Here is an 18,168-nt window from a genome sequence, read left to right on the forward strand (position 1 = left end):
TATCAGGTCAAGTCTGCTTTTATTATTTTTAAGCGTGCATAATAAGCCCTACACAAATTGGGAGATATATCATGAAAGGCTGGCTTTTTCTTGTTATCGCAATAGTTGGCGAAGTAATCGCAACATCCGCATTAAAATCTAGCGAGGGCTTTACTAAGCTTGCCCCTTCCGCCGTTGTCATAATCGGTTATGGCATCGCATTTTATTTTCTTTCTCTGGTTCTGAAATCCATCCCTGTCGGTGTTGCTTATGCAGTCTGGTCGGGACTCGGCGTCGTCATAATTACAGCCATTGCCTGGTTGCTTCATGGGCAAAAGCTTGATGCGTGGGGCTTTGTAGGTATGGGGCTCATAATTGCTGCCTTTTTGCTCGCCCGATCCCCATCGTGGAAGTCGCTGCGGAGGCCGACGCCATGGTGACGGTGTTCGGCATTCTGAATCTCACCGAGGACTCCTTCTTCGATGAGAGCCGGCGGCTAGACCCCGCCGGCGCTGTCACCGCGGCGATCGAAATGCTGCGAGTCGGATCAGACGTCGTGGATGTCGGACCGGCCGCCAGCCATCCGGACGCGAGGCCTGTATCGCCGGCCGATGAGATCAGACGTATTGCGCCGCTCTTAGACGCCCTGTCCGATCAGATGCACCGTGTTTCAATCGACAGCTTCCAACCGGAAACCCAGCGCTATGCGCTCAAGCGCGGCGTGGGCTACCTGAACGATATCCAAGGATTTCCTGACCCTGCGCTCTATCCCGATATTGCTGAGGCGGACTGCAGGCTGGTGGTTATGCACTCAGCGCAGCGGGATGGCATCGCCACCCGCACCGGTCACCTTCGACCCGAAGACGCGCTCGACGAGATTGTGCGGTTCTTCGAGGCGCGGGTTTCCGCCTTGCGACGGAGCGGGGTCGCTGCCGACCGGCTCATCCTCGATCCGGGGATGGGATTTTTCTTGAGCCCCGCACCGGAAACATCGCTGCACGTGCTGTCGAACCTTCAAAAGCTGAAGTCGGCGTTGGGGCTTCCGCTATTGGTCTCGGTGTCGCGGAAATCCTTCTTGGGCGCCACCGTTGGCCTTCCTGTAAAGGATCTGGGTCCAGCGAGCCTTGCGGCGGAACTTCACGCGATCGGCAATGGCGCTGACTACGTCCGCACCCACGCGCCTGGAGATCTGCGAAGCGCAATCACCTTCTCGGAAACCCTCGCGAAATTTCGCAGTCGCGACGCCAGAGACCGAGGGTTAGATCATGCCTAGCATTCACCTTCCGGCCGCCCGCTAGCGGACCCTGGTCAGGTTCCGCGAAGGTGGGCGCAGACATGCTGGGCTCGTCAGGATCAAACTGCACTATGAGGCGGCGGTTCATACCGCGCCAGGGGAGCGAATGGACAGCGAGGAGCCTCCGAACGTTCGGGTCGCCTGCTCGGGTGATATCGACGAGGTTAGGGCTCATGTTGCTAGATGCGCTGCTCGCCCAGGTTCAGAGGATTGTGGTCGCGCCTCGCTGGGAGTACCCGGATGCGCCCGGATCGGCGCACGTGCCAGATCTGGCCTCACAGCTTACGCCGGAAGACTTTGTGGCACTGCGCGCCACGACTGCCGGCAGCTTCATCCTAGATCTGCTTGAGTCCTTCGAGGTTGCCTTAAACGACGATTGGTTGCCCTTCGAGCTTGCTGGCCTGCCTCTACCGCTGGCCAGAGAGTTCTTGAGGCAGCTTGGCGCTTACATTCGGGAGCACCACCAACTGGTTCCCCTTGAGCAGGCGCGCACCATGCATCGGGCGCTCGTGGAGCAAGTAGCATGAGCCCTAACAATTCGTCCAAGCCGACGCCGCTTCGCGGCGCGGCTTAACTCAGGTGTTAGAAGGTAATTGTTCATGAGCTCAAAAAAAGTATTTGGTGTGCTTTTGACAGAACAGGCTTGGAATGAACTGGGTTCTGCATTGGAGCCATACACAAGTACAGGCTCGTTGGGTCGGTACATCTACTGCGAAGAAGTTAAAACAGGTGGTCAATATTTTGTTATGGTAGCTACCTGCAAAAATACCGATGGAAGCTCATTTACCGCTGAATTAGCTATTCATCACCATTTCGTAAAAATGTTTATTTCCGGCAATGAGAAAACAGAAATTGGATTCATAAAATAAATGAGCTTAGTTTCTAACCCATTGCTCAAGCCGACCCGCCTACGGCGGGCGGCTTATCTTGCTCGTTAGATTGAAAGATATCATGCGTTACTTTTTTCTCCTGTTGTTTGCGCTGTTCCTTTCTGTCGCCCAAGCCCATACGTACAAATGTAAAGACAAAAACGGAAACTGGACAGAGCAAGCATGTCCAGATTATGAGCAGCGAAAACAAGAAGAAATCAACAAGCTTTCCAAGCAAATCGAAATGAAAAATTGGGAGCCTCGGATTGGCATGTCTGCTAGTGAGGTTAGCCAAGTTATAAAGTCCGATCAATGCCGTTCCACGAAGGCGTATAAGTGGTGCGGCCCATTTAAAATCAATGCCACCAAAACCGCAAGAGGCACAAGAGAGCAATGGGTGTTTACTAATTACAACGGAATGCCTCTCTGGTATTTGTATTTTGATAATGGTATTTTAGTCACCATTCAAGATTAATGTTCCAACTATTCGTCCCAGCCGACCGCCTACGGCGGCGGATGAACTCAAGGCGTTAGTCCATATGAAACCCATCACTGTTGGCGAGTTGTTGCACTGGTCGTACGCAAACCTCGCAATGGCGCACTCAGCTGTCACTACCCAGGCGGAAGGCTACGGGCGCACGCACTTTATGGTTAGGGCTCGTCTGTATAAAGGACTTAACGCCGGAACTATGAGTATCGGCCCACTCGCTGACGATGAACGTCTCAAGATGGTCTTGCCACAGGCCTGCTGCTATTGCGGCAGTCGAGAGCATCTTTCCGCGGATCACCTCATTCCTACAAAGAAGGGCGGCGCTAACACTGGAGACAATCTCGTCTGGGCATGCAGAAAATGTAATAGCTCAAAGGGTGCTACCGATGCACTCGAATGGTTGGCTCAAAGGAAGCAGTTTCCACCGTTGCTACTGCTCCGGCGATATCTGAAACTTGCAATCGAGTTGTGCCGCGAGCGAGGGTTAATGAATACGCCATTGGAGAATACCTTCGAGGTGCCGTTCTCGCTTACTGCTGTGCCCTTATCATATCCAAAGCCAAGTCAGCTCACACTTTGGGTCGCGAATGTGGCCTAACATTTCGTCGCAGCCGACCGCCTGCGGCGGCGGCTGAACTCAGGGCGTTGGGCGCCACATTTACAGTCAGCTCTGGGGGGAGATTTATGGCAACAGATCAGCGATCCATCTTCGTGGCGTATGCCTATACCTTGTATGACCGTCGCGACTACCGCAAAGTCTTTACATCTCTTGAAAAGGCGTTTGGTGTCAAGTTCATCTTCGCCGACGAGAAGATCACCAACATGCACATCATGCAGAAGATCATCTCGTACATCCAAGCAGCGGATTTCTCCATTTACGACATCAGTGGCTGGAATCCGAATGTCACTCTGGAGCTCGGAATCGGGATGATGAGTCAGAAGGACTGGTACATCCTTGTGAATCCGGACAAGACTCCGAATCAGGAAGTACCGAGCGACATCAAGGGAATCGACCGAATTCAGTACACCAGCTTCTCAGATCTCGAGGATCGCTTGGCGGCGTTATTGAGCCAACGGTACTCAAAGGTCGAACGGCAGTCTCTCGACCAATACATCGAATCTCTACAGGCCACCGTGGTTGAGCTGCTCGCGGGAAATCCTGGCCTCACGATGGCTGACATATCGAAATTTCTTCAACTAAATCTGCAACTCACTCAAGCCGTTGTTCTTCCTCTTGCGGCCGCGGGAAAGATCGAGAGTCGAGGGATCAAACGCTGGACCAAGTACTACATTCAAGGCCAAGCTCCTGATCCCGCCTGACGCCCAACCCTTCCTTCCAGCGGACGCCTTCGGCGCCGCTGAAGTCAAACGTTAGATGTCGCATCCCGCCCAATCCATCCTCGAGCTCGCGGCCACCATGGCGCAAGCCCGCCAAGTCGTTGACTGCGACAACGACCGGGACTACACCAAGGTGCGCGAGATCTGGGCCAGAGAGCCGCAGCGCAGCCTGCAGCCCGAAGCCATCCGGGATCCGGCCGACTACGCGGGGCAAGAACGCCTGGGTATCCCCTGCACGCAGACCGACTTGCCCGCCAAGAAGCAGGCGGCGCGGGTGTAGCAACGGTGTCAACTGCTGCCGACGCTGACCCAGGTGCGCTGGCTGTACCTGGTGTCCCGCGTGCCGCAGCCTCTCTGTGAATGGCTGCAGCCCTTTCTGCGGTCTCATTCCAGCGTCTTTCCGCGCCCAAGCTGCAAGTCCAACTGGCGGGTGATGACCGGCGGCCACCCGAGCAGCGCGAGCAGGTGCGGCTGCGCAACAACGCGGTCACCCTGCAATTGCCCGGCACCGCCGCCCATGCCCAGGTCGTGGTGCCGGACGAGGACGTCGTGGTCTTTGGCGTGGCCGTGCAGCACCAGCCCCACCCGGCGGGCGCGGACGTGTGGATGCACTACGGCGCGCTGGCCGACATCACCGCGTGGGCGCAGTTTCTGGACAGTGCGCTCGACACGATGGCGCAGGCCCTGGGCGCGGCGCAGACCGCCACGCGCTGAGCTGGGCGGCGCGGGCGGCGGCGGGCACAATCGACAGCATCGTGCCCTGCGGGGCACCTGGCATGGCGGAGGGCAGATCTCATGGTGCTGGTGGTCTTTGGTGCGCTGATCATGGCGCTGGGGGTGTTCTGCGGCGCGGTGCTGGCGCTGGCGCCGCTGGGCCTGGGCCCGGCAGCGGCGGACATGGCGCTGTGGGCACTGTTTCCGCTGCTGTCCGTCACCGGCTTTGTGCTGCTGGCGATGGCCGGGCGCTCGGGCCAGGTGCGCAACTTCACCTTTGCCGCGGGCTGCGTGCTGCTGGCGCTGGCACTGGCGGCCGTGGCGGGCATAGTGCTCTCGGCCATGGCGCTGTTCACGCCCGTGGCCAGCACGGCGCCGCTGTGGTACGTGCTGGCGGTGGCGGGGCTGCTGGGCATTGCGGCGACCGCGGCCGGGCATTCCGCGCAGCGGCGCTGACCGGGCGCGGCCGCGGCGCTGCGGGACCGTGCTTGCGCATGGCTTTCATCAAAAAATAGAGCTGTCAGCGCTTGCCAGCAAAGCGTTTGGGGCACTTTTCATTCAGATTTTCAAGGGCTGGGCAAGACCGCTGCCGGCCTGCGGGCACGAGGCGGTTGCCGGCATGGCTGTCCCCGGACGACCTGGGTTGCCGCCCGTCAACATCCGCTTACACTGCGCCATCGCCCCGGGGCCGGACGGTTCCCGGACCTGATTGCACCACCACCATCTCTTGCCTGAAAGGCCTTCCCGCATGCCCGCTTTCCCTGCCCGCGCCAGCCGTTTGCGCCTTGGTGCCTGGCTGCTGCCCGCTGTTCTGGCCTGCACGCTCACCGCCTGTGGCGACGACAGCGGCTTTCTGGTGATCTCGGAGGTGTCGGCCAATGCCGCGCCCGACGATGCCGCCTGGATCGAGGTCTACAACCCGACGCGCCACGCGGTGCGCCTGGCCGACTACCAGTTGCGCACCAGCGCCAGCAACGGCGAGACGGCGCTGGACCCCGCGCAGCCGCACACCTTCGCGCTGCCCGACGTGAGCGTGCCGGGCCACGGCCTGCTGGTGGTGGCCGCCGCCACCAAGGTCAGCAGCTGGTCACACGACACCGAGCAGATCGTCTACGTCAAGGACGGCGCGCTCAGCCCCTGGTGGGGCAGCAGCGGCTTCGTCGAACTGGTGGAGGGCGGCGCCAGCGCCGACTTCGTGCGCTTTGGCGACAGCGGCGCCGCGCCGCTGAGCGAGGGTGCCTGGCACGGCACCAACCTGGCGGCGCTGCCCACGGGCAAGCTGGCCTACGGCAGGTCCATCGTGCGGCCCATGCCCCAGGGCGCGCCGCCTTCGCTCGGGCGTGACGCCAGCCACTGGGCGCAGGTGAACTTCGCCACGCCTGCCGGTGCCAACGACGTGGCCGCGGGCGTGATCGATTCCGATGGCGACGGCATCCCCGACAGCGCCAAGCAGCCCGGCGGCAGCTACGGCGGGCTGGACCTGTACGCCATGGGCGCACGCGCGGGCCAGCGCGACATCTTCATGCAGATCGACTACATGGCCGACCCGGACGACGGCCGCCACGACCCCATGCTCAGGCCGCGCAGGGAGGCGCTGCAGAAGGTGGTCGATGCCTTTGCCCGCAGCCCCACGCGCGGCAAGCCGTATGCGCTGCACATCGACGTGGGCGCGCTGTACGCGCCCGAGTTCAGCCCGGCGGACTTCAACCTGGGCGGCGGCAAGGAGGTGGCCTTTCACCCCTGCCTGGCGGTGCCTTCGAAGCTCGACCCCTATGGCTGGATAGGAACGGTTCCCGAGGGCTGTCGCAGCATCCACGCCTACAAGAGCGACGGTTTCGACCTGCGCCGACGGCTGGTGTTTCACTACGTGGTCTTTGGCAATTCACAGAATGCCGACGGCTCCGGCGGCTCGTCGGGCATCGCCGAGCTCTACGGCAACGACTTCATCGTGACGCTGGGCTCGCTGGACGTGGACGGCGCCGCAACGCCCCGGGTGCCCGAAACCCCGGCACAGGAACACCGCCTGATCAACACCCAGGCGGGCACGCTGATGCACGAGTTCGGCCACAACCTGGGGCTGGGCCACGGCGGGGACGACCTGATGACCAACTACAAGCCCAATTACCTGAGCATCATGAACTACCTGCACCAGATGACGGGCCTGAGTGCCTCCTTCACCGACGGGGCGGCGGCCGAGCGCTACCTGCTCGATACGCAGAACGACGGCAGCGCCCGCCGCTACGTGCTGTGCGAGCGCCCCGGCGGCAACCCGCCGGGCGTGGTCACGGTCAGCAATTCGCCCTGCACGGCCGACTTCAGGCTGGACTATTCCGACGGCAGCGGCCAGCCGCTGGATACCGCGCGGCTGCAGGAGGGCTTGAACCTCGGGCGCGGCAGCGACCCGGGTGCGTTCGCCGACTGGAACCACAACGGCGTGCCGGACGCCGCGCCCTACGCGCTGTGCCTGAACCCGCAGAATTTCGGTGGCTACGACGACTGCCCCGCGGGCCAGGTGCTGACCGACTTCAACGACTGGGACAACCTGGTGCTGCCCTTCTCGCGCTACTACAGCGGCAGCAACAACGGCGCGCCGGTGCAGACCCTGAACAAGAGCGCACACGCCCCGGCGCCCGCACCGCGCCACCCGCGGCAGTGGATCGTCGAAACCAGCACCCCGACCGGCTGGCGCCAGTGAGGGCGGCAAACGCCCGGGGCAGCCAGTCCCCGGCCCGCATGCGCGCGGCCACACCCGGCGCTGGCCGCCCCGCCCGCCTGTCCGCCGCCCTTGCGCTGGCACTGGCGGCCGGCGCCAGCGCCTGGCCCGCCCATGGCGCGCTGCTGCGCATCAGCGGCCTGCGCGCGGGCGAGCCGCTGCAGGCAGCGCCGGTGCAGCCGCAGCTGGACGGGCAGCGCATGCTGCTGCCGCTGGGCAGCGCCGGCGCGCTGCGCATCCAGCCCTGGCCGGCCGAGCTGGCGCAGCGGCTGGGGCCGCAGCAGCTGCGCGGCGAACTGCGGCAGCTGCCAGCGGGGCCGGTGGCGCGGCTGGAGTTCACCCGCGCGGGCGAGGACCACGCCTGGCTGGTGCTGGGCAGCGGCACCCGCTCAGGACAGCCGCTTTCGGGCGGCTGGCGGCTGCAACTGGCGCAGGGGCGTTGGTGGGCGCAGCACGGGTCTGAGCGCCTGCCCGTTGCGAGCGACGCACCGGTTCTGCTGCAGGCCCGGGGCGCGCCATGGTGCCTGTATCTGCTGGACGCGCGCGTTCCGCCTTCCGCGCAGTGGGCCGCGCTGCACGAGCAGGAAGCGCAGGCCGACTGGGCCATGCAGCGCCTGCGCGGCGACGGCCAGCCCTGCGAAGCCGCACCGCACCGCCACGGCAAAATGCTACGACAACCGTAGCTGCAAGCGCTTGCCCACCATGGGCTAAAAGCCGTTTTTACTTGAAATCTACCGCCGCACCGCCGCGGGCTACGGGGCGCTTCTGGCGGCATCGGGCGCTTCGCCTGCCGCAGTGCCACCGTTCAGCGCGGCCAGGCGGCTGGCCAGAAAGTCGTCATAGCCCTGTTGCACCAGCGCGTAGGTCTGTTGCACGCCCTCGGCGATAGCGCTGCCCTCGTCCATCACGCCCAGGCCGCTCAGGATGTCCCGGGCTTCGCCATAGCCTTGCTCGAAACCGGAGCGGATCAGCTTCATGAAGTTGCGCACCACGGCCTCGGGGTCTTCGCCCGCGTGCTGCGCGGCGTAGCGGTCGAAGAAGGCGGTGGACAGCGCGACGATGCGCCCGGCGGTGGCCGCGGGGCTGTGGTCCTGCGCCGAGGCGGCCTGCAGTGCGCCGGGGCCGAATTCGGGCGCGAGCAGTTCGTTGATGCGGTCGATCGCGCTGCGGTAGAGCAGCGCGGTGGCGTCGTCGCCCGCCTTGAGCGAAACCTCCAGCGAGGCCTGCAGGATCTGCGCGTTCAGGCGCGCGCGCTGGTCCCGGGGCGCGGCATCGGCCGCGGGCCCGGCGGCGGCCGGCGGCGTGTCGGATGCGGCGGACGGCAGGCGGTTGGCGGGCACGGGCTGCGCCGCTGCCGCGCCGAGGGCGGAAAGGGTGGCCATGGCAAGACTCCAGCTGAACGACGGAACTAGCCTGTGTTATCGGCGCTTTTCCGGCTTTCTTGAGGGCCGATCCGTGGCAGGGCCGCCTTCGCGTTTCCGCCATGGTGCGCGCCCGCACGCCTTTTCAGGCCGCCGCGCAGGCGCCTGCCGGTCTCCAGCGCCGGATACCCGACACCGAGCGCGCTGCCCGCTCTGGCGCCTGCGCCGGCGGCGGCTGCCCGGGCAGCGGCGGGCCTGGCGGCCCCGCCGCATCAGTCCTCGTAGTCGGTGCGCAGGCCCTCGGGCGCCCAGCGCTCGATGTCCGCCAGCTTGGCCTTCAGGCGCAGCGCACCCATCTGCACCGCGCGCGCGCCCAGCGCGATGTTGCGCGGCGGCTGGGCGTGCTGGCTGAGCTCGGCAATGAGGCGCGCGGCGCGGCGCGGGTCGCCCGGCTGCTTGCCGCTGTAGCCTTCGGTCTGGCGCATGCGCGCGCCCACGCTGTCGGCATAGTCGGCGATGGCGCTGGGCGTGCGCTGCAGCGAGCGCCCGGCCCAGTCGGTGCGAAACGGCCCCGGCTCGACACAGGTGACGCGGATGCCCAGCGGGTTGCATTCCACCGCCAGCGAATCGGCCCAGCCCTCCACCGCATGCTTGCTGGCCGCGTAATAGCCCGAGGCGGCAAAGCCCGAGAGGCCGGACACCGAGCTGATGTTGAACACATGGCCGCGGCGCTGGCGGCGCATCAGCGGCAGCACCGCGCGCGTGAGCGCGAACAGGCCGAAGACGTTGGCGTCGAACAGCGCGCGGATCTGCGCCTCCTCGCCCTCTTCGACCGAGGCCTGGTAGCCATAGCCGGCGTTGTTCAGCAGCACGTCGATGCCGCCGAAGCGCCGCTCGGCCGCGGCCACGGCGGCGCTGATCTGCGCCGGCCGGGTGACGTCCAGCGTGAGGGCGAGCGCGGCCTCGGGGTATTTGCGGGCCAGCGGCTCGATGCTCTCGACGCGGCGCGCGGTGACGGCGGCGCGCCAGCCGCGTGCCAGCACCTCTTCGGCCGCGGCGCGCCCCAGGCCGCTGGAGCAGCCGGTGATGAACCAGATGGGGGTGGCGATGGCCGGGGCCATGTCTGCCTTCAGCGGTGCGAGTGCGCCCGGTCCCGGCCCTCAGCGGCGGCGCCCGTCGAGCGCGAACGCGCCCCCGCCCGCCGCGGCCAGGTACAGGAAGATGAAGCAGAACAGCGCGGCCGATTCGCCGTGGTTCTTGAGCGGCAGCCAGAAGTTGCTGGCCGAGGCGTGCGCGATGAAGTAGGCGAAGGCCATTTCACCCGAAAGAATGAAAGCCACGGGCCGCACGAACAGGCCGAGCACCAGCAGCGCGCCCCCCACCAGCTCCAGCCCCATCGCCAGGCCCTGCAGCGAGACCCAGGGCACGCCGCCCAGCAGCTTCATCGCGCCGTGCAGGAAGAACATGTAGGCCGCCGTCACGCGCAGCAGCGCCAGCGCATAGGGGCGCAGGGTGGAAGCATTCACAGGCATGCGAACTCCTTTCGGGCCGACGGCCGCCGCCACAAGAACCCCGAAGCGGCAGGCGAAGGTGCAGTGTAGGGGCTTACGCGCCGGCCTGCAGCGCCGCGCTGGCGTGCAGGCAGATGGCCGCGGCGGCGGCGACGTTGAGCGACTCCTCGCCGCCGGGCTGGGCGATGCGGATGTGGCAGGCCGCGCGCGCCTGCAGCGCGGGCGAGACGCCCTGCCCTTCATGCCCCAGCAGCCAGCCGCAGGGCCAGGGCAGGCGGGCGCGGTGCAGCCATTCGCCCTGGTGCGAGCTGGTGGCAAGCAAGGGCACGGCAAGCGCATCCAGCGCGGCCAGCTCCAGCCCTTCCACCAGCCGCAGCGCAAAGTGCGCGCCCATGCCCGCGCGCAGCACCTTGGGCGACCACAGCAGCGCCGTGCCCTTGAGCGCCGCGATCTGCGTGAAGCCAAAAGCCGCGCTGCTGCGCAGGATGGAGCCGACGTTGCCCGCGTCCTGCACGCGGTCCAGCACCACGGTGGGAGCGCCGGGCAGCAGCGCGGGGGCCTCGGGCAGGCCGAGGACGTAGCCCATGCCTGCGGGCGATTCGAGCGCGGTGAATTCGCGCCAGAGGACGTCGGGGACGACTACTGTCTTGATAGCTGTCAGCGCTTGCGGGGCAAGCGTTTGGGGCTGATTTGGCTTTGAATATCCGCCGGGGTCTGTGGAAGGCCAGCCCTCACCCCTGTCCTCTTCCGGAGGGAGAGGGGGCAAATCCGGCGCGGCCGATCGCCCTCGCCCCTTCGGGGAGAGGCAGGGGTGAGGGGCCTGCCCCCCTTCGGTGAAGGAAGCATGAGCGCCCCCCCGCGCGTGCCAGACCGACTCCGCGCAGACCACCACCTCGGGCCGCCAGCCACGCAGCCGCGCGGCGCTGCACAGATGCTCGCCCTCGATCCAGACACGGCCCTGCTTGCGGTAGGCGCCGCTCTCCTGCGCCAGGCGGCGCAGCTGCTTGATGAGCGGGTTGTCGCGCGACTGGATGAGGATGGGTTGCAGCGGTTTCATCACGGCTCCAGAACGCGGGCCACGGGGGCGAAGGAGCGGCGGTGCTCGGGGCAGGCACCGTATTCCTGCAGCGCCGCGAGGTGCTCGGCCGTGCCATAGCCCTTGTGCCGGTCGAAGCCGTAGTGTGGATAGCGCGCATGCAAACCGGCGCACCAGCGGTCGCGCGTGACCTTGGCGAGGATGGAGGCGGCGGAGATGGCGGCCACCGTGGCGTCGCCCCTGACGATGGCCTCGGCCGGGATGGCCAGGCGCGGCAGGCGGTTGCCGTCGACCAGCACGCGCGCGGGCTGCGTGGCCAGGCCCTCGACGGCGCGGCGCATGGCCAGCAGCGTGGCCTGCAGGATGTTCAGGCGGTCGATTTCCTCGCGGCTGGCCTGGGCAATGCAAAAGCACAGGGCCTGCGCCTGGATCTGCGTGAACAAGGCCTCGCGCCGGGCGGCGCTCAAGGCCTTGGAGTCGGCCAGGCCGGCGATGGGCCGCGCGGGGTCCAGGACGACGGCCGCGGCCACCACCGGGCCGGCCAGCGGGCCGCGCCCGGCCTCGTCCACGCCGGCGACGAGGCCGGGCGCGCTGAAGTCCAGCGTGGCCTGTTCAGGCAAGCAGGCCCCCGATGGCATCGGCCGCAAGCCGCGCGGTGTCGCGGCGCAGGCTTTCGTGCAGGGCGGTGAAGCGCTGTTGCAGAGCGTCCACCCGCTCGGGCGTGTGCAGCCATTGCAGCAGCGCATCGGCCAGCGCGCGGGGCGTGGCCGCGTCCTGCAGCAGCTCGGGCACGACGAAGTCCTGGCACAGGATGTTGGGCAGGCCCACCCAGGGCTGCAGTTGCCTGGGCCGCATCAGGCGGTAGCTGAGCGGGTGCACGCGGTAGGCGATGACCATGGGGCGCTTGAACAGCGCCGCCTCCAGCGTGGCGGTGCCGCTGGCGATCAGCGTCAGGTCGCAGGCGGCCAGCACCTCGTGCGAGCGGCCGGGAACGAGGGTGATGCGCCCGGCCATGCCCGTCCGCTGGGCGATCCGGCGCAGGCCTTGGTGCAGCGCCGGCACCGCAGGCACTACGATTTGCATGGCTGGCAGCGCTTGCTGCACATGGGCTGCAGCCTGAAAGAATACCGAAGCCAGATGGGCGACCTCGGCGCGGCGGCTGCCGGGCAGCACGGCAAGCACCGGGGCGTCGGGCGACAGGCCCAGGGCGGCGCGGGCGGCGGCGCGGTCGGGCGCCATGGGGATGAGGCTGGCCAGCGGATGGCCGACGTAGCTGGCCGCGATGCCGTGGCGCGCCAGCAGTTCGGGCTCAAAGGGGAAGAGGCAGAGCACGTGGTCGGCGGCGGCGCGGATCTTTTCCACCCGCTCGGGCCGCCAGGCCCAGATCGAGGGGCAGACGAAGTGCGCGGTCTTGATGCCGGCGCCGCGCAGGCGCGCCTCCAGCCCGAGGTTGAAGTCGGGCGCATCCACGCCGATGAAGACATCGGGGCGCTGCGCGAGCAGGCGCGCGCGCAACTGGCTGCGGATGCGCACGATGCCCGCCAGGCGCCACAGCAGCTCGGGGCTGAAGCCGTGCACCGCCAGGCGCTCGCTGTCCCACCAGGCGTCAAAGCCCTGCTGCGCCATGCGCGGCCCGCCTATGCCCATGCTGGCCAGGCCCGGCCAGCGCGCGCGCAGGCCGCCAAGCAGCAGGCCGGCAAGCAGGTCGCCCGAGGTTTCGCCCGCGACCAGCGCGATGCGCGGGCTGCCCTGCATGGCCTTCAGCGCACGATGCCGCGCGTGGCGCTGCGCAGGAAGTCGCTCAGCAGCGTCAGGTCGGCCTCGGAATCGGGGTGGGTGCCCGCCAGCTCGTCGATCTGCGCCAGTGCCTGGGCCAGCGTGTGGCCCTCGCGGTAGAGCACGCGGTAGGCGAGCTTGAGCAGCGCGATGCGCTCGGCGGAAAAACCGCGCCGGCGCAAGCCTTCGACGTTGAGCCCGCGCACCGCCAGCGGGTGGCCGTCCACCATCATGAAGGGCGGCACGTCCTGGGCGATGTGGCTGCCGAAACCGGCCATGGCGTGCGCGCCGATGTGGCTGAACTGGTGCACGCCGGTCAGGCCGCCGACGATGGCCCAGTCGCCCACCTGCACGTGGCCGGCCAGCTGGGCGTTGTTCGCCAGGATGGTCTGGTTGCCCACCACGCAATCGTGCGCGATGTGCACGTAGGCCATGATCCAGTTGTCGTCGCCTATGGCGGTCACGCCACGGTCCTGCGCGGTACCGAGGTTGAAGGTGCAGAACTCGCGGATGGTGTTGCGCGCGCCGATCGTCAGGCGCGTGGGCTCGCCGGCGTATTTCTTGTCCTGCGGCACCGCGCCCAGCGAGCAGAACTGGAAGATGCGGCAGTCCTCGCCCACGGTGGTGCGCCCCTCGATCACGCAGTGCGCGCCCACGCTGGTGCGCGCGCCCAGGCGCACCTGCGGGCCGATCACGGCGTAGGGGCCGACGCTGACGTCGGCGGCCAGTTCAGCCGCCGGGTCGACGAGGGCCGTGGGATGTATCAGGCTCACTTCGGGCGGGCCGCGTCAGTCGCCCACGTGGCGCATGGTGCACATGAGCTGGGCTTCCGCGGCCACCTCCTCGCCCACGCGGCCCACGGCGTTGAAGCGCCAGATGCCGCCGCGCACCCGGTCGATGTTGACGTCCAGCAGCAGCTGATCACCCGGCTCCACCGGGCGCTTGAAACGCGCGCCGTCGATGCCGACGAAGTAGTAGATGTTGTTTTCGTCGGGCACCTGGCCCATGGCGTCGAAGGCCAGCAGGCCGGCGGCCTGGGCCAGCGCTTCGAGGATGAGCACCCCGGGCATGACCGGGCGGCCGGGAAAGTGGCCGGTGAAGAAGGGTTCGTTGAAGGTGACGTTCTTGACCGCACGGATGCGTTGGTTGGGCTCCAGCTCCAGCACCTTGTCCACCAGCAGAAAGGGATAGCGGTGGGGCAATTGCTTGAGTATGTATTGAATGTCCATCATTGTTCTAGCGATCCGGAATCGTCCTGCCGTTGTTGTTCCAGGGCCTTCACGCGCTCGCGCAGCCGGTAGAGCTGGCGCAGCGTGGCGGCGTTCTTTTCCCAGTGCGCATTGTCATCCATGGGGAAGACGCCGGTGTAATGGCCGCCGGGTTGGGTGATGGAGCGCATCACCACGGTGTTGGTCGAGATGTGGGTGCGCTCGGCAATGCTCAGGTGCCCGATGATGGAGGCCGCCCCCGCGATGGTGCAGTGCGCGCCGATCTGCGTGCTGCCGGCCACCGCGGTGCAGCCGGCCATGGCCGTGTGGCGCCCGATGCGCACGTTGTGCGCGATCTGGATCAGGTTGTCGAGCTTCACGCCGTCCTCGATCACCGTATCCTCGAGCGCGCCGCGGTCTATGCAGGTATTGGCGCCGATCTCCACGTCGTCGCCGATCACCACCGCGCCCAGCTGCTCGATCTTGAGCCAGGCGCCGCCTTCGGGCGCAAAGCCGAAGCCGTCCGCGCCGATCACCACGCCAGGGTGCAGGATGCAGCGCGCGCCGATGCGGCAGCGCTCGCCCACGCTCACGCGCGACTTGAGCACCGTGTGCTCGCCCACCACCGCGCCGCGCTCGACCACGCACAGCGGCCCTATGCTGGCGCTGGCAGCCACGCGCGCCTCGGGGTGGACCACGGCGCTGGGGTGTATGCCGGGCGCCGGCGCAAGGCCCTGCGTTCGCGCCCACAGCTGGGTGGCGCGCGCAAAGTAGGCGTAGGGGTCCGGCGTGACGATGCAGGCGCCGCGCGCCAGCGCCTGCCCGCGCAGCGCCGGCGCGACGATGACGCAGGCCGCGCGGCTCGTGGCCAGCTGCGCCGCATAGCGCGGGTTGTTCAGGAAGGAGAGGTCGGCCGGCCCGGCCGATTGCAGCGGCGCGATGCGCTCGATGCGCGTGTCGCGTGCGCCCCCCTCAAGGCTGCCGCCCAGGGCATCGACGATGTCACCCAGGCGCAAGCTCACGCCCCGATCCCCAGGCGCTGGCCGCCTATTTGGCCCCGTTGCCGTTCATGGCCTTGAGGACCTTGTCGGTAATGTCGTGCTTGGGGTTGACGTAGACGGCTTCCTGCAGGATGACGTCGTAGTTTTCCGATTCGGCCAGCTGGCGCACCACGCGGTTGGCCTTGTCCAGCACCTGGGCAAGCTCTTCGTTCTTGCGTGCGTTCAGGTCTTCCTGGAACTCGCGGTTCTTGCGCTGCAGATCACGATCCTGGTCGGCGAGCTGGCGCTGGCGTGCCTGGCGCTGGCTCTCGGACATGGTGGGTGCGTCGCGCTCGAACTTGTCCGAGGCGCTCTTGAGCGCCGCGGCCGAGTCGCGCAATTCCTTGTCGCGCTTGGAAAACTCCGCCTCCAGCTTGGTTTGCGCTGCCTTGGCCGGCTCGGCCTCGCGCAGGATGCGGTCGGTATTGACGAAGCCGGCCTTGAAGCTTTGCGCCTGGGCTGCCACGGGGGCGGCGGCCAGGCAGGCAAGGACGGCAAGGACGGAAAGACCGCGAGAGAGTTGGGTTTTGACGAGCATTAGAAAGAGGTTCCGATCTGGAATTGCAGGCGCTGGATTTTATCGCCCGGGAATTTGCGTATGGGCTGGCCCCAGGCCAGGCGCAGCGGCCCCAGCGGCGAGATCCAGCTCAGGCCGACGCCCACCGAGGCGCGCAGGTCGCGCAGCGACCACGGCTCGTTGTCGCCGTAGACGTTGCCCACGTCGAGGAAGGTGAACCAGCGCAGCGTGCGGTCGTTGCCGGCGCCAGGAAACGGTGCCATGAATTCGGTGTTGAAGGTGATCTTCTTGGTGCCGCCCAGGATGGCGCCGGTCACGTCGCGCGGACCGAGCGTGCCCTGGTCGAAGCCGCGCACCGAGCCCAGGCCGCCCGAGAAATAGTTCTTGAACACCGGGAAGGGCCGCCCGCCCAGTCCCTTGCCGTAGTCGATCTCGCCGTTGAAGGCCAGGGTGTAGCGCTTGGTCAGCGGGATGTACTGCTGGTACTGGTAGCCGGCGCGCGCATAGCGGGCGTCGCCGGCGAGCGACAGCTCGGCCGTCACGCGCTGCAGCCGCCCGGAATTGGGCGCCAGCGCGCTGTCGCGATCGTCGCGCGACCAGCCCAGCGTCAGCGGCACCGAGAAGCTGGAGCTGCCGTAGCGGTCGGCATAGGCCAGATAGGCCGCGGGGATGTTGGTGCCCGCCTTGATGCGCGTGCGCTCCAGCCCGATGCCGAAGTAGACCGTATCGACCTCGCTGAAGGGCACGCCGAACTTGACGCTGCCGCCTTCGGTCACCAGGCTGTAGTCGCCGCCCTGGTACTGGTAGGGGCGCTGGGTGCGGTAGTAGAAGTCGAGCGTGCGCGAGACGCCGTCCCGGGTGAAATACGGGTCGGTGGTGGAGACCACCAGCGTGCGGTTGTACTTGCCGGTGTTGACGTCGATGCCCAGGGTGTTGCCCGAGCCGAAGACGTTGTCCTGCTTGATGCCGAAGGTGAGCGAGAGCTTTTCCGCCGTGGAATAGCCCGCGCCCAGCTGGATCATGCCGGTGGGCTTTTCGGTCACGTGCACCAGCAGGTCCACCTGGTCGGGCGCGCCCGGCACTTCCTGCGTCTCGACGGTGACTTCGGTGAAGTAGCCCAGGCGGTCCACGCGGTCGCGCGAGAGCTTGATCTTGTCGCCGTTGTACCAGGAGGCCTCGTACTGGCGGAATTCGCGGCGGATGACTTCATCGCGCGTGCGGTTGTTGCCTTCCAGGTTGATGCGGCGCACATAGGCGCGCCGCGCCGGGTCGGCGCGCAGCTCCAGCTGCACGCGGTTGTTCTCGCGGTCGATCTCGGGCACCGCCTCCACGCGCGCGAAGGCAAAGCCGAAGCTGCCGAAGTGGTCGGTGAAGGCCTTGGTGGTGTCGGCCACCTGGTCGGCGTTGTAGGGCTCGCCGGGCTTGATCGTGACCAGGGTCTTGAACTCGTCCTCGCGCTCCAGGTAGTTGCCCGCCAGGGTCACGCCGGAGACCACGTAGCGCGGCCCCTCGGTGATGTTGACGATGATGGAAATGGACTGCTTGTCCGGCGACATCGCCACCTGCGTGGAGTCGATGCGAAACTCCATGTAGCCACGCGCCAGGTAGTAGGAGCGCAGGGTTTCCAGGTCGGCGTTGAGCTTGGCGCGCGAATAGCGGTCGCTCTTGGTGTACCAGCTCAGCCAGCCGCCGGTGTCCAGGTCGAACAGGTCGGTGAGCGTGGACTCGCTGAAGGCGTGGTTGCCCACGACGCTGATGTCCTTGATGCGCGCGGGCTCGCCCTCGTTCACCGTGAAGGTGACGTTCACGCGGTTGCGCTCCACCGGCGTGACGGTGGTCACCACTTCGGCGCCGTACAGGCTCTTGTTGATGTACTGGCGCTTGAGCTCCTGCTCGGCGCGGTCGGCCAGCGCCTTGTCAAAGGCACGGCCCTCGACCATGCCGACCTCGCGCATGGCCTTTCTGAGCTGTTCCTTGTCGAATTCCTTGATGCCGGAGAACTCCACCTCGGCCACCGTCGGGCGCTCTTCGACGACGACCACCAGCACGTTGCCCTGCGCCTCGAGCTTGACGTCCTTGAACAGCCCCAGCGCAAACAGCGCGCGGATCGCGGCCGCGCCTTTCTCGTCGGTGTACTCGTCGCCAACGCGCAGCGGCAGCGAGGCAAAGATGGTCCCCGGCTCGACGCGCTGCAGGCCGTCGACGCGGATGTCCTGCACCTTGAAAGGCTGCAGCGCCCAGGCCGCCTGCGCCACGATGACCAGGGAAGCGGCGGCCAAGGCGGTGCGCACTCCCAGACGAGGAAAAAGTTTTTTCATGAAT

At 66.6% G+C, this 18,168-nt stretch carries 24 protein-coding genes; 13 read left to right on the top strand and 11 right to left on the bottom strand.

The genetic code is table 11. The annotated features are described in order from the left end of the window. The first annotated feature begins 71 nt into the window (after positions 1-71). The 13 genes from FOZ74_RS01870 (at position 72) to FOZ74_RS01930 (ending at position 8,080) form a co-directional block, all read left to right on the top strand. Positions 72-419, top strand: coding sequence for a quaternary ammonium compound efflux SMR transporter QacE delta 1 (locus FOZ74_RS01870; RefSeq protein WP_000679427.1), 348 nt, complete (start codon positions 72-74; stop codon positions 417-419). Then, positions 413-1,252 (top strand): sulfonamide-resistant dihydropteroate synthase Sul1, encoded by an 840-nt coding sequence (sul1, locus tag FOZ74_RS01875; RefSeq protein WP_000259031.1) that lies wholly within the window; start codon positions 413-415, stop codon positions 1,250-1,252. The genes FOZ74_RS01870 and sul1 overlap by 7 nt, the downstream gene beginning before the upstream one ends. A gap of 194 nt (positions 1,253-1,446) precedes the next feature. Further along, complete coding sequence (locus FOZ74_RS16020) at positions 1,447-1,800, top strand: hypothetical protein (RefSeq protein WP_186764706.1); 354 nt, start codon at positions 1,447-1,449, stop codon at positions 1,798-1,800. A 72-nt stretch (positions 1,801-1,872) separates the two neighbouring features. After that, positions 1,873-2,142, top strand: coding sequence for a hypothetical protein (locus FOZ74_RS01890; protein WP_146911473.1), 270 nt, complete (start codon positions 1,873-1,875; stop codon positions 2,140-2,142). Next, positions 2,143-2,211, top strand: a complete 69-nt coding sequence (locus FOZ74_RS16520) for a DUF1010 domain-containing protein (RefSeq protein ID WP_432417476.1) — start codon at positions 2,143-2,145, stop codon at positions 2,209-2,211. Between the two features lie 13 nt (positions 2,212-2,224). Next, entirely contained in the window at positions 2,225-2,617 is a 393-nt protein-coding gene (locus FOZ74_RS01895) for a DUF4124 domain-containing protein (RefSeq protein WP_146911474.1), read from the top strand. Positions 2,618-2,870: 253 nt separating this feature from the next. Continuing rightward, positions 2,871-3,230: an HNH endonuclease gene (locus tag FOZ74_RS16525; protein WP_432417477.1), complete on the top strand. Its 360-nt coding sequence runs from the start codon at positions 2,871-2,873 to the stop codon at positions 3,228-3,230. An 86-nt stretch (positions 3,231-3,316) separates the two neighbouring features. Then, positions 3,317-3,952, top strand: coding sequence for a hypothetical protein (locus tag FOZ74_RS01905; RefSeq protein ID WP_186764634.1), 636 nt, complete (start codon positions 3,317-3,319; stop codon positions 3,950-3,952). A 55-nt stretch (positions 3,953-4,007) separates the two neighbouring features. Beyond that, complete coding sequence (locus FOZ74_RS01910; protein WP_146911480.1) at positions 4,008-4,250, top strand: hypothetical protein; 243 nt, start codon at positions 4,008-4,010, stop codon at positions 4,248-4,250. Between the two features lie 80 nt (positions 4,251-4,330). Continuing rightward, positions 4,331-4,684 carry a hypothetical protein gene (locus FOZ74_RS01915; protein WP_146911482.1) on the top strand — a complete coding sequence of 118 codons (354 nt, stop codon included), beginning with the start codon at positions 4,331-4,333 and terminating at the stop codon, positions 4,682-4,684. An 81-nt stretch (positions 4,685-4,765) separates the two neighbouring features. Next, positions 4,766-5,140 carry a hypothetical protein gene (locus tag FOZ74_RS01920; RefSeq protein ID WP_146911484.1) on the top strand — a complete coding sequence of 125 codons (375 nt, stop codon included), beginning with the start codon at positions 4,766-4,768 and terminating at the stop codon, positions 5,138-5,140. A gap of 292 nt (positions 5,141-5,432) precedes the next feature. Next, positions 5,433-7,379 (top strand): lamin tail domain-containing protein, encoded by a 1,947-nt coding sequence (locus FOZ74_RS01925; protein WP_146911485.1) that lies wholly within the window; start codon positions 5,433-5,435, stop codon positions 7,377-7,379. Between the two features lie 38 nt (positions 7,380-7,417). After that, on the top strand, positions 7,418-8,080 hold the full coding sequence (locus FOZ74_RS01930; RefSeq protein WP_146911486.1) for a hypothetical protein: 663 nt from the start codon (positions 7,418-7,420) through the stop codon (positions 8,078-8,080). A gap of 69 nt (positions 8,081-8,149) precedes the next feature. Here the strand turns inward: FOZ74_RS01930 and FOZ74_RS01935 are convergent, their stop codons facing one another. The 11 genes from FOZ74_RS01935 to bamA all read right to left on the bottom strand — a co-directional run bounded on the left by FOZ74_RS01935 (position 8,150) and on the right by bamA (position 18,164). After that, positions 8,150-8,779, bottom strand: coding sequence for a DUF5610 domain-containing protein (locus FOZ74_RS01935; RefSeq protein ID WP_146911487.1), 630 nt, complete (start codon positions 8,777-8,779; stop codon positions 8,150-8,152). A gap of 251 nt (positions 8,780-9,030) precedes the next feature. After that, positions 9,031-9,879 carry an oxidoreductase gene (locus FOZ74_RS01940; protein WP_146911488.1) on the bottom strand — a complete coding sequence of 283 codons (849 nt, stop codon included), beginning with the start codon at positions 9,877-9,879 and terminating at the stop codon, positions 9,031-9,033. 39 nt (positions 9,880-9,918) lie between these two features. Next, complete coding sequence (locus FOZ74_RS01945; RefSeq protein ID WP_146911489.1) at positions 9,919-10,290, bottom strand: DoxX family protein; 372 nt, start codon at positions 10,288-10,290, stop codon at positions 9,919-9,921. A gap of 73 nt (positions 10,291-10,363) precedes the next feature. After that, complete coding sequence (locus tag FOZ74_RS16225; protein ID WP_255437738.1) at positions 10,364-11,326, bottom strand: TrmH family RNA methyltransferase; 963 nt, start codon at positions 11,324-11,326, stop codon at positions 10,364-10,366. Next, on the bottom strand, positions 11,326-11,943 hold the full coding sequence (rnhB, locus tag FOZ74_RS01955) for a ribonuclease HII (protein ID WP_146911490.1): 618 nt from the start codon (positions 11,941-11,943) through the stop codon (positions 11,326-11,328). The genes FOZ74_RS16225 and rnhB overlap by 1 nt, the downstream gene beginning before the upstream one ends. Next, entirely contained in the window at positions 11,918-13,060 is a 1,143-nt protein-coding gene (gene lpxB, locus FOZ74_RS01960) for a lipid-A-disaccharide synthase (RefSeq protein ID WP_146911491.1), read from the bottom strand. The genes rnhB and lpxB overlap by 26 nt, the downstream gene beginning before the upstream one ends. Before the next feature lie 5 nt (positions 13,061-13,065). Next, complete coding sequence (gene lpxA / locus FOZ74_RS01965; protein WP_146911492.1) at positions 13,066-13,854, bottom strand: acyl-ACP--UDP-N-acetylglucosamine O-acyltransferase; 789 nt, start codon at positions 13,852-13,854, stop codon at positions 13,066-13,068. A gap of 15 nt (positions 13,855-13,869) precedes the next feature. Further along, entirely contained in the window at positions 13,870-14,313 is a 444-nt protein-coding gene (gene fabZ / locus FOZ74_RS01970; protein WP_146911493.1) for a 3-hydroxyacyl-ACP dehydratase FabZ, read from the bottom strand. Continuing rightward, positions 14,310-15,311 carry a UDP-3-O-(3-hydroxymyristoyl)glucosamine N-acyltransferase gene (gene lpxD, locus FOZ74_RS01975; protein ID WP_146911494.1) on the bottom strand — a complete coding sequence of 334 codons (1,002 nt, stop codon included), beginning with the start codon at positions 15,309-15,311 and terminating at the stop codon, positions 14,310-14,312. The genes fabZ and lpxD overlap by 4 nt, the downstream gene beginning before the upstream one ends. Positions 15,312-15,336: 25 nt before the next feature. After that, on the bottom strand, positions 15,337-15,867 hold the full coding sequence (locus FOZ74_RS01980; RefSeq protein WP_146911495.1) for an OmpH/Skp family outer membrane protein: 531 nt from the start codon (positions 15,865-15,867) through the stop codon (positions 15,337-15,339). Further along, entirely contained in the window at positions 15,867-18,164 is a 2,298-nt protein-coding gene (gene bamA / locus FOZ74_RS01985; protein ID WP_146911496.1) for an outer membrane protein assembly factor BamA, read from the bottom strand. Before bamA ends, FOZ74_RS01980 begins: the two co-directional genes overlap by 1 nt. Between the last annotated feature and the right edge of the window lie 4 nt (positions 18,165-18,168).

Source organism: Comamonas flocculans, from assembly GCF_007954405.1.
GTDB classification, from domain to species: Bacteria; Pseudomonadota; Gammaproteobacteria; order Burkholderiales; family Burkholderiaceae_C; genus Comamonas_C; species Comamonas_C flocculans.